Origin of the sequence: Bacteroides sp. 43_46 (assembly GCF_001915455.1) — a bacterium.
Lineage (GTDB): Bacteria > Bacteroidota > Bacteroidia > Bacteroidales > Bacteroidaceae > Bacteroides > Bacteroides caccae.
This window is the reverse complement of the sequence record NZ_MNQN01000143.1, coordinates 206933-217484: the sequence shown is the minus strand read 5'-3', so window position 1 is coordinate 217484 and position 10552 is coordinate 206933. Positions and strand designations below refer to the sequence as shown.

The window sequence follows — 10552 nt, the reverse complement described above, 5'->3', positions numbered from 1 at the left end:
GAAGAAGAAGGTGATAACCATTTAACTTCATAAGCTATTAATTTGGAGACAAAGATAACAATTTATATATTTAACCCTCAGGGTTATTCATTGATCCATCTTTATCTATCCTCAGCCGGATTCTGTCTTCCCGCTTTTGCCCAGCCAGATTAACAAATAAGTTAAAGTATAATTGACTAAAAGAAAGCTCGGAATGATCATAAGTTATATCAAATGTCCAGGTCCTGCGAAATGAATCAAAAGTAGCAAAAGACTGTTCCCCTCCTTTACACATAAAGACTTCCGGGAAAGACGCTGGCGGATAAGACTGGAATAAACCGGCCAGTTGAGCATAAACATAATCAATCATCCATTCATCGTCGGTTAAAGTTAACTCTCCCTTTAAACGAAGTTTAATGGCATAACTAGCAGTAGCATCTGCGGAAGTATAAACAGGAATCTGGCTTTCTACCGGATAATTACCGTCTTTGTAACCGAGGCTCATAGTCAATACGGATTTACCTACACCATTGAACTCTGCAACCTCCCGGGTTCCCGACTGATTTTTCAGATTAATCATAAACGTCAGCTTGCCAAGAGTCGGATCACCCGGATACTGCGCAAGCGTATCCAATACATAATCCTCTTCATTATAGCTCTCAGCCACCAAAATACTATTAGATCCTACTTCCAGAGCCGGACCGCCTTTTTCAATATCCACATTACCCACAGGATAATATATCGCATCATTATCCTTCACACAACTGCAAAAACAAAGCAGCAATACAGCCGCTCCTATAATTTTATTCATCATCGCCTACATCTTGATTTTAAGTACAAAGATACATCTTTTTTGTGCCACACTTGATTTATGTCAACCGTTTTTAGTATTTTTGCACACATCAAGACAAAAAAGAAATGGACACACTATTAAGAGAGACAGTAAACGCCGTTGTAAACTCCCGCTTTCCGGAGATGAGTATAGAGGGAAGAAGGCAGATCGAAAACATTCTCATTCGTGAAGAATATCCGAAAGGAGCAATAGCACTGAATGAAGGAGAAGTAGCCCATGAAATTGTTTTTGTCGGCAAGGGAATGCTTAGGCAGTATTACTATAAGAACGGAAAAGATGTTACCGAACATTTCTCTTACGAAGGATGTATCGTGATGTGTATTGAAAGTTTCCTGAAACAAGTACCGACAAAACTAATTGTAGAAACATTAGAGCCTGTTGTTCTTTACATGTTTCCGCGGGATATGCTATTTAAGTTAGCCAAAGAAAATTGGGAAATCAATATGTTTTATCAAAAAATACTGGAATACTCTTTAATCGTATCCCAAATCAAAGCGGACTCATGGCGCTTCGAATCGGCACGTGAACGTTATAACCTCCTGCTCGAAACGCATCCGGAAATCATCAAACGAGCTCCATTGGCACATATCGCCTCTTACCTACTGATGACGCCGGAAACACTAAGCCGGGTACGTTCCGGCGTCTTATAGTAAAAAACAACGCACAATGAAGACAAAACATATATGATAACAGAATATTCCGTTATCGGCTTTTGCGGTATTCTTTAGGAGACATACCGGTATAATGCTTAAAATATTTCCCGAAGAAAGACTGGTTTGCAAAATTGAGCCGGTCGGCAATCTCTTGTATATTCATACTCGAAGAATTCAGAAGCGCTTTTGCCTCCAGAATCACCAGCTCATCAATCCACTCCCCCACCGTTTTACCACTGACTTCTTTCACCACACCTGAGAGATGTTTCGGTGTCAGACACAACTGGTCGGCATAAAATTTCACACTACGTTCCGATTGATAAGATTCTATCAGAGATTCATAGAAACGCTCGAATATATACTCTTTCCGACTTTTATTCTTCACCGTAGCGGCGGCAGTCGGAGCATGGCTATTAAAGATATTGCAAAGTTCGAAGAAAAAACCTTGCATCAGTCCCATTACGACTTCTCTACGATACAAGTCCTCCTTATTCTTCAATCTTTTCCTGATAAAGCTATAATATTCCCGGATAATATCCTGTTCATGCGGCGTAAGGTCAAAACAAGGATAATCTTTCAAATAAAAGAACAGAGAAAGTACATTCCCCACTTTAGGCAATGCTTCCAGCAAATTCTTTGATACCGCAAAGAAAATAGCCTTGAAATCAGGACTAAACCACCTATGCTCGATAATCTGATTCGGCAAGACAATCACCATTCGTCCCGGAACTATTTCATACTCGCGTAAACTAATATTAAATTTACTACCACCTCCCAAACAGAGGGCCACTGTAACTACCTCCAGCTTACTAGGTCCGCTATACAAGGAAACAACGCTCTCCGTATCGAAGAGCGCTATATCATTGTCAACCACATCAATGCAGTCAGGATCTATATGCTTGGAATGAACTACCGAAGAAATACCTATTTTCGGAACACCTTGAATCTCCATACTCTCTCTCTTTTTTAGTGACAAATATACCAGCTATTAATCAGATATACAACCAAACAAAAAGATTATCTGACAAAATGAACAAAATTAGTTACTTATTGACCACCCCGAATAAATACTCATAATCATGTTTGGCGGCAGGGACTGTCCACTCTTCAGGAATAAATTTCCACTGGTTCAACGCCTTCGGGTCCATTATCCCTTTCTTCTCGATATAATTCATCAGATAGAAGCGAAGGTCCTTGTCCGTAGAGAAAATAATACGGTCTTTCAATTTCTCCTGTGGAATCCCGGAGCCTTTAGTCAGTAACTCGCCACCACCGTTACCGCGATAAGAGTTCAGAGCCACCTTATATACCTTGTTCATAAGGAAAGGAGAGCCATCGGCCATACTGGCAATCGTCACCTTCTCTCCTTGTGGTTTGGTGACATCCACCGTATAAATAATGCCTGATGCCGAATCAAAGTTAAAACTGTAATTCTGGAAAGAGGCCCTGTCCTCCGCACCTTCGCGACGCTTCTCCTTGAACCAGAGCAAATGATCGTCCGGTGATTTCATCCGATTTGTCCACATATAATAAGACATTTCCAAAAAATCTTTAATTTCTTTTCCCGACAATGTCATCACGTAAAGCATATTCTCGTACTTATACAGGTTGAACATATCACTGACAGACACATCCCCTTCCTTTATTTCCGCATCAAATGAAAGCGGAGCAGCGAAAGAAACATCCGCCCCCGTAATATCAAGCTGCAACGTATGTATCAAATCAATGAAAGCAGAAGGACCGAAGAAAGAAGGATGAGTAGAGATACTTTCAGTAAATGTACCTATCTTTTTGGATACAAACCTCTTCACGGTCTCATACTGAGAAGCGAAATGTTTCATAAAGTCCTCGCTGACTCCATAATCTTTCGTTTCAGTAAGTCTCCCCCTGATATCTTTATCCACCAATTTCCCGTCTTTCAATTTCAGAGTGACATCCACATTAGAGAGCACCACCCCGTTGCTGGCCGGGTCAATAATCAAGACCGAATCTCCGACAATATTCACCACCTTCTTACATTCACGGGCATGATCATGCCCCATTAATACCATATCAAATCCCGGTACATTCTTCGCCACATTCAGAGATGCGTTCTCATTATATTTGCCGGACATTTTGAACGCTTCCTGCCCCGCATGGAACAAGCCAATCACTAAGTCCGGATTCTCTTTTTCACGAATAATCTTCATCCATTTACGAGCCGTCTCCTCCATATCGTCAAAATGCAATCCCTTCCACAAATTTTCGGAAAGCCATGCAGGAATAGCCGGGGTAATCATTCCCAAGATAACTATTTTCACACCGTCACGCCTCAGTACCTTGTACGGTGGCAGATACGTTTCTCCGGTAGACGTATCTATGATGTTCGCTCCCAATATAGGGAAATCACAAGTCCCGATCCAACGGTCGAACACACTGCGTCCGGTTTCCACATCATGATTACCCATATTGCCGGCATCATATTTCATATAGTTCATCATCTCCGCACAAAGATGAGGAGATACCGTATCTATATAATTATAATAATAAGCTGTAGGTTGTCCCTGCAAGATATCGCCATTATCGAGTAAAATAAGATTCTCTTTATACTCCCGGCGCTCTTTCTGTACAAAAGAATGGATTCGCGCCAAGCTGCCTTTCCATTCCTGACGGGTTATAAAGTTATAAGGATAATAGTTGCCGTGCACATCACTTGTTTGTACAATCTTCAGCTTCACCACTTTTTCCTGCGCCGCAACGGACAGCACGAGGAAAAGAAGCCAAACATAAATCAATGTAAATCGTTTCATTCTTTTTCTATATTTAGCGGGTGAGAGAAAACAAACCGTGCCCCTCCTGTGTAATCAGGATCAATCCATATCTCTCCTTTCCATTTATACACAATCAATTTACAGATAGACAGTCCCAAACCTGTCCCCTGCGCATATTCATTCAGTTTTTCAAAACGCTCGAACACCAACGCCTGTTTCTCCTTCGGAATACCGCATCCCGTGTCCGTCACCGAAAAGACAGCCATTTGCGTCTCCTCATTCACCGAAAAATCCAACGTTATCTTTCCCTGTTTTGTAAACTTATCGGCATTGGACATCAAATTGATAATCACCTGCTGCATACGCTGCACGTCCGTCTCCATTCGGAAACTCTCGAAAGATGTATTGAATAGAAACTGATTATCCGACCGTCGCGAGAAACTGACAGAAGCCACCACCTGGTTGCATAACTGCACCACATCACACTCCTCCCAAGTCAGCGTCACCCGGTTCGCCTCCAGACGTGAAAGATCAAGAATATCGTTAATCAGGCGAAGTAACAAATCTGAGTTCGTCTTAATAATCTGATAATAGGACTGTTGTTCCTCCTCTGTGCTGCCGCCTACCGCCAGTACATCCGAAAAGCCGACAATAGAATTCAACGGCGTTCGTATCTCATGGCTCATATTAGCTAGAAAAGCACTTTTCAGACGATTCGATTCTTCCGCCCTATCCTTCGCTACACGCAGGTCCTTCTCCGATTTCAACAATTCATCCCTCAAACGTTTCGTGCGGAAATAATAAAACAGCGAAATACATAATCCGAGCACCAATATCACAAACAGCGCACAAGCGGACCAAATCTGATACGTATACTGCTGATAGAAAGAAACTGGCTGATTAATAAGCTGCACATCAAAAGGCAAGACTTTCGGATTCAATCCCCATTCCTTCACCTTTCGGCTATCCAATACAGCCTTACAACCAATCACGGAAAGATGTTTCGCCGTATCTCCCGGCTGACTATCCATTCGTACAGATTCCTGTGCCATTTCCTTTCCCACTTTCCGATAGTCAGGAAGCACACCGCCAATTGCCCAAGACCCCAAGCTCACCGAAGAAGGTGTAAAAGCCGGAATAGCGGGAGTCGCCTCCATCATGGCATAAGTGGCATTCCGCATGAAATACCCCTCATTCATATCCACACGCCAAGTCCCCACCATAATAACCGTATTTTCCGGCAAATGTCTCAACTCCTCCACAATCGTGTAGATAGTATGCTTACGCCCGTCCATAAGAATCAAATCCAAATCGGGGAACTTTTCCATTTCCTTCCGTACCAATGCCTGCATAGTCACACCGCCATACGTATTATCCGATATAAAAGCGATATGCTCCGTTTTTGGATAAAACGTCCGGAGCATACGTATATTCCCCTCTATGTCATACTGATTAATAAAGCCCGATTCGAGTTCCGGAATATCCATGTGGTCAGCAAAAATATCTACGGATTCGGGCATCCAGCTATCAAGATTCTTCACGGTATCCTTCGGTAATATTACGATATTACTACTCGCGAGGCTACACATGACCGGCACTTTTATCTGCATCGAATCCCTTTGTGACAAATAAGCCGCCCATGCTTCCTGACCCAATAAAATAATTTGTCCCGGATGCTTCTCTCCCTGGTATTTAGAAAGAATCTGCGTCATCATATCACTCCAGAGCGGAGCTTCCGAGAAACTTTTACAGTTCATGTTTTCAATGATAATGTCACGCTGCCCTCCCAGTTTGCCATATTCTTCCATATAATCGGAAATGGTGACCGAAGTCTGGTGCGCTGCCGGATTATAGGAGCAGATAATCAGAATGGGATTCTTATCTTTAGAGACAGCCCATGCCCCCATAGGCACGAACAGCCAAAGAATACAGACGAACAGGTATCCTACATATCTCGACATAATTGTGTTGTTTTAATCTGCGACCTTTTTTATTTTGCATGCAAATATAACAAAACTTGTCGGGTATAACAGATTTATATGTATTTTTGTCGCTCATTCATTTTCAAAAAACTGTTTATGGAATTATTTCACAAGATGATTTCCGGATCATTAGGCATACCGGAAAGACAAATCGCCAGCACCCTTCATCTTTTGGGTGAAGGTGCCACTATACCATTCATCAGCCGTTACCGTAAAGAAGCTACGGGTGGACTGGATGAAGTTCAAATAGAGCAGATCAAGGAGCGACACGATAAGCTGTGCGATATAGCCAAACGCAAGGAAACGATTCTCGGTACTATCACCGAACAAGGTAAACTGACCGCCGAGCTCGAGAAGCGCATCAACGACACCTGGAACCCTACGGAACTGGAAGATATCTATCTCCCCTACAAACCCAAACGGAAAACCCGTGCGGAAGCCGCCCGCCAAAAAGGACTCGAACCGCTTGCCACAATCCTCTTGCTACAACGGGAGAATAATCTTGCCGTCCGCGCCTCCTCCTTCGTCAAAGGTGACGTGAAAGACATAGACGATGCCCTAAAAGGTGCCCGTGACATCATCGCCGAACAAGTGAACGAAGACGAACATGCCCGCAACGCAGTGCGTAACCAGTTCGGACGACAGGCGGAGATCATCGCCAAAGTAGTGAAAGGCAAAGAGGATGAAGCTGCCAAATACCGGGATTACTTCGACTTCTCCGAGTCTCTGAAACGCTGCACCTCCCACCGTTTGCTGGCTATCCGCCGTGCAGAATCGGAAGGACTGTTGAAAGTCTCTATCACTCCGGATGATGAGACGTGTATCGAACGTTTGGAACGCCAATTCGTACGAGGCAATAACGAATGCAGCCATCAGGTAAGCGAAGCCACTGCCGATGCCTACAAACGTCTGCTCAAACCCTCCATTGAAACGGAATTTGCCGCCCAATCCAAAGAAAAAGCGGACGAAGAAGCCATACGCGTGTTCACGGAAAACCTCCGCCAGCTACTGCTTGCCGCTCCATTGGGACAGAAACGGGTGCTCGCAATTGATCCCGGATTCCGTACCGGATGCAAAGTAGTTTGCCTAGACGCACAAGGTAACCTGATACATAATGAAAATATCTATCCGCATCCCCCGGTCAACAAACCCGGCGAAGCCGCTTCCAAACTCCGCAAGATGATAGAAGCCTATCAGATAGAAGCAATCTCTATCGGCAACGGAACGGCCAGCCGCGAGACGGAAGACTTTATCAACCGTCAGACGTTTGACCGCCAAATTCCCGTATTCATGGTCAGTGAACAAGGAGCTTCTATCTATTCAGCTTCCAAGATCGCTCGCGATGAGTTTCCCGACTATGACGTTACAGTACGGGGAGCAGTCTCTATCGGCCGCCGTCTCATGGACCCATTGGCGGAACTGGTTAAAATCGATCCCAAATCTATCGGCGTAGGTCAATACCAACACGATGTGGACCAGACAAAGCTAAAGAAAGCACTCGACCAGACAGTAGAAAACTGTGTCAACCTCGTTGGTGTCAACCTGAACACAGCCAGTAGCCATTTGTTGACGTATATCTCCGGCCTGGGACCTCAACTGGCACAGAACATCGTAAACTATCGTGTAGAAAACGGAGCCTTCAACTCACGGAAAGAACTGATGAAAGTCCCACGCATGGGTGCCAAAGCCTTTGAGCAATGTGCCGGCTTTCTCCGTATCCCTGGAGCCAAAAATCCGTTGGACAACACTGCCGTACATCCGGAAAGCTACCACATCGTAGAGCAAATGGCCAAAGACCTGAAATGTACCGTCGACGAACTGATAGCTAACAAGGAACTCCGGCAGAAAATCAATATCTCCGACTATCTCACTCCCACCGTCGGACTGCCTACCTTACAGGACATCCTACAAGAACTCGACAAACCGGGACGTGACCCTCGTAAAACCATTAAGGTATTCGAATTTGATAAGAACGTACGTACGATCAACGACTTGCGCGAAGGAATGATACTTCCGGGCATTGTAGGCAACATCACTAATTTCGGTGCCTTCGTCGATATAGGTATCAAGGAGAATGGCCTTGTACACCTCTCCCAACTGGCCGAACGATATATTTCCGACCCTACGGAAATCGTATCCATTCACCAGCAAGTTATGGTCAAGATTATAAATGTGGATACCGACCGCAAACGAATCCAACTTAGCATGATTGGGGTACCGCAAGACTGATCGCCTCTCTCTTTTCCCCCCACCAAACAATCAGAATCGTCAATACAATCATAAGTACTGTGCAAATGAGCGAGCCTTCAAACCCGAAGGCTCCGCCATTCAGTACATTGTCCTCGGGCAGATGCAAAGTCAGCATAGAAGATATGAAATTGTTACCACTCACTTCGTAGCCCAACACCGGTCCCTGAATCCAGTTCCAGAAAAGATGAAGGGAGATAGGGAAACAAAGATTCTTTGTATACAAGTAAGAAGCTCCCAGCAGCATGCCAGCAAGTAGCAGATTGAGCATAGGCAAGAAATCTATTTCCGGATTGAAGATATGTAACAAGGCAAACAATGCTGATGATATAAATAGCGACAGGAATTTATTCATACGTGTATGAAGCAGCCGTCCGAGAATATAGCCGCGCATCAGAATCTCTTCAAACAACGCCACCAACAGAAAAAAGACCCACGAACCGAGCAAATTCACTGGTTCAAACTTAAAACCGGTCACTTCTATTTCTCCCAAAAGCAGAGACAGTCCGAAGCCAACCAGATAAAACAGAACAGCTATCAGCAATCCGTACCACAATCCTCGCGCATGTCCTTTGACAGACAAGCCCAAGTCTGAGAACGGACGCCGTTCAAAACGAAGCATGATAACAGCAGAAGTCAAAGCGGCCAAAAGCATACCCGTCTCTTGCAGAATATACCCCACTATTCCGGGGTGACGGGCCTCCACTCCAAGAACCAATGAAAGGAATCCTTGTATCAATGCACTATACAACAACATAAACACAAAAAACACCACTATAAACAGCAAAATACACGCCCATATAGGAAGTCCCTTCAGTTCTTTTTTATCCACAATGTTTTCTGCCTCCATTTTTACAATTTGTTAATCCGGCTACAAAATTAGATATAAAACATAAAAAAACACTATCTCTTACCTATTTTTCCTATATTTGCCTGAACAAATCTGCAAAATTATGAAAATTAAACTACTATTGATTAGTTTCATATTGGCTGCCAATGCATTAGGAGCAGTCGCCCAAGTGAGCAAGACTTATTTTGTAAGTAAACCCGGAACGCTGATTTCCATGATGACGGAGGATGAGGCCAACAGTATCACCCACCTCACTTTGACCGGTAAAATAAATGCCGAGGACTTCAGACATCTGCGTGATGAATTTCCCAACCTGAAAGTATTGGACATTTCGAATGCAGACATCAAGATGTACACCGGGAAAGCCGGTACCTATCCCAACGGAAAACTTTGCGTTTATATGCCGAACTTCATCCCTACTTACGCTTTCTCGAACATCGTAGACGGAGTGACTAAAGGTAAAGCCACCCTGGAGAAAATAATTCTCTCCGAGAAAATCAAGAACATCGAAGACGCCGCCTTCAAAGGGTGCGAGAACCTGAAAATCTGCCAGATCCGGAAAAAGACAGCTCCTAACCTGTTGCCGGAGGCATTGGCGGACAGCATTACCGCTATTTTCGTTCCGCTGGGCAGCAGCGATGAATACCGTTATAAGAATAGGTGGGAAAAGTTTGCTTTCATAGAGGGGGAACCGGTAGAAACCACTTTGCAAGTGGGAGCAATGGGCAAACTGGAAGAAGAAATCCTGAAATCCGGTCTGCAACCCAGAGACATCAACTTCCTCACCATAGAAGGCAAACTGGACAACGCCGACTTCAAACTTATCCGCGACTATATGCCGAACCTTGTTTCAGTGGATATTTCCAGAACAAACGCAACAGCTATCCCTGACTTTACTTTCTCACAAAAAAAATATTTATTGAGAATGAAATTACCTCATAATCTCAAATCGATCGGACAGCGTGTATTCAGTAACTGCGGACGTCTTTGCGGTACACTCGAACTTCCGGCCAGCGTGACTGCCATCGAGTTCGGCGCATTTATGGGATGTGACAATCTCCGCTATGTATTGGCTACGGGAAATAAGATCACAACATTGGGCGATAACCTGTTTGGAGACGGGGTGCCGAGTAAGTTGATTTATAAGAAATAAGTAAAGGAATAACCTTGATATATAGAGTATAGCCCTATATCAGAGTAAGACAACGGTTATAAACTAAGTCCGAGTTAACACATTT

Annotated in this window: 8 protein-coding genes; 3 read left to right on the top strand and 5 right to left on the bottom strand. The window is 44.0% G+C overall.

All coding sequences use genetic code 11. The annotated features are described in order from the left end of the window. Positions 1-70: 70 nt before the first annotated feature. A complete protein-coding gene (locus BHV72_RS19530; RefSeq protein WP_286857773.1) occupies positions 71-790 on the bottom strand; it encodes a DUF3845 domain-containing protein in 720 nt (239 codons plus the stop codon). 107 nt (positions 791-897) lie between these two features. Here BHV72_RS19530 and BHV72_RS19525 point away from each other — a divergent pair, with 107 nt between their 5' ends. Next, positions 898-1482 (top strand): Crp/Fnr family transcriptional regulator, encoded by a 585-nt coding sequence (locus BHV72_RS19525; protein ID WP_005676434.1) that lies wholly within the window; start codon positions 898-900, stop codon positions 1480-1482. A gap of 52 nt (positions 1483-1534) precedes the next feature. Here BHV72_RS19525 and BHV72_RS19520 read toward each other — a convergent pair whose 3' ends face one another. From BHV72_RS19520 to BHV72_RS19510, 3 genes are all read right to left on the bottom strand, one after another. Next, the gene (locus BHV72_RS19520) at positions 1535-2437 is read right to left on the bottom strand and encodes a helix-turn-helix domain-containing protein (protein WP_286857764.1); all 903 of its coding nucleotides are present in this window, start codon (positions 2435-2437) and stop codon (positions 1535-1537) included. 91 nt (positions 2438-2528) lie between these two features. Continuing rightward, entirely contained in the window at positions 2529-4274 is a 1746-nt protein-coding gene (locus tag BHV72_RS19515) for a bifunctional metallophosphatase/5'-nucleotidase (protein WP_286857761.1), read from the bottom strand. Beyond that, positions 4271-6196, bottom strand: coding sequence for a sensor histidine kinase (locus BHV72_RS19510; protein WP_022042099.1), 1926 nt, complete (start codon positions 6194-6196; stop codon positions 4271-4273). The genes BHV72_RS19515 and BHV72_RS19510 overlap by 4 nt, the downstream gene beginning before the upstream one ends. 117 nt (positions 6197-6313) lie before the next feature. On the opposite strand from BHV72_RS19510, the gene BHV72_RS19505 reads away from it, so the two are divergent. After that, a complete protein-coding gene (locus BHV72_RS19505) occupies positions 6314-8446 on the top strand; it encodes a Tex family protein (RefSeq protein WP_122295993.1) in 2133 nt (710 codons plus the stop codon). Here BHV72_RS19505 and BHV72_RS19500 read toward each other — a convergent pair. After that, positions 8418-9314, bottom strand: a complete 897-nt coding sequence (locus BHV72_RS19500) for a CPBP family intramembrane glutamic endopeptidase (RefSeq protein ID WP_122118528.1) — start codon at positions 9312-9314, stop codon at positions 8418-8420. The genes BHV72_RS19505 and BHV72_RS19500 overlap by 29 nt on opposite strands. A gap of 103 nt (positions 9315-9417) precedes the next feature. On the opposite strand from BHV72_RS19500, the gene BHV72_RS19495 reads away from it, so the two are divergent. Then, positions 9418-10467 carry a leucine-rich repeat protein gene (locus BHV72_RS19495; protein ID WP_005676440.1) on the top strand — a complete coding sequence of 350 codons (1050 nt, stop codon included), beginning with the start codon at positions 9418-9420 and terminating at the stop codon, positions 10465-10467. Positions 10468-10552: the final 85 nt, after the last annotated feature.

Excerpts from the sequence above, each read along its gene's own strand:
- BHV72_RS19530 (WP_286857773.1), bottom strand. The coding sequence starts at position 790 with ATGAATAAAATTATAGGAGCGGCTGTATTGCTGCTTTGTTTTTGCAGT.
- BHV72_RS19525 (WP_005676434.1), top strand. The coding sequence starts at position 898 with ATGGACACACTATTAAGAGAGACAGTAAACGCCGTTGTAAACTCCCGC.
- BHV72_RS19520 (WP_286857764.1), bottom strand. The coding sequence starts at position 2,437 with ATGGAGATTCAAGGTGTTCCGAAAATAGGTATTTCTTCGGTAGTTCAT.
- BHV72_RS19515 (WP_286857761.1), bottom strand. The coding sequence starts at position 4,274 with ATGAAACGATTTACATTGATTTATGTTTGGCTTCTTTTCCTCGTGCTG.
- BHV72_RS19510 (WP_022042099.1), bottom strand. The coding sequence starts at position 6,196 with ATGTCGAGATATGTAGGATACCTGTTCGTCTGTATTCTTTGGCTGTTC.
- BHV72_RS19505 (WP_122295993.1), top strand. The coding sequence starts at position 6,314 with ATGGAATTATTTCACAAGATGATTTCCGGATCATTAGGCATACCGGAA.
- BHV72_RS19500 (WP_122118528.1), bottom strand. The coding sequence starts at position 9,314 with ATGGAGGCAGAAAACATTGTGGATAAAAAAGAACTGAAGGGACTTCCT.
- BHV72_RS19495 (WP_005676440.1), top strand. The coding sequence starts at position 9,418 with ATGAAAATTAAACTACTATTGATTAGTTTCATATTGGCTGCCAATGCA.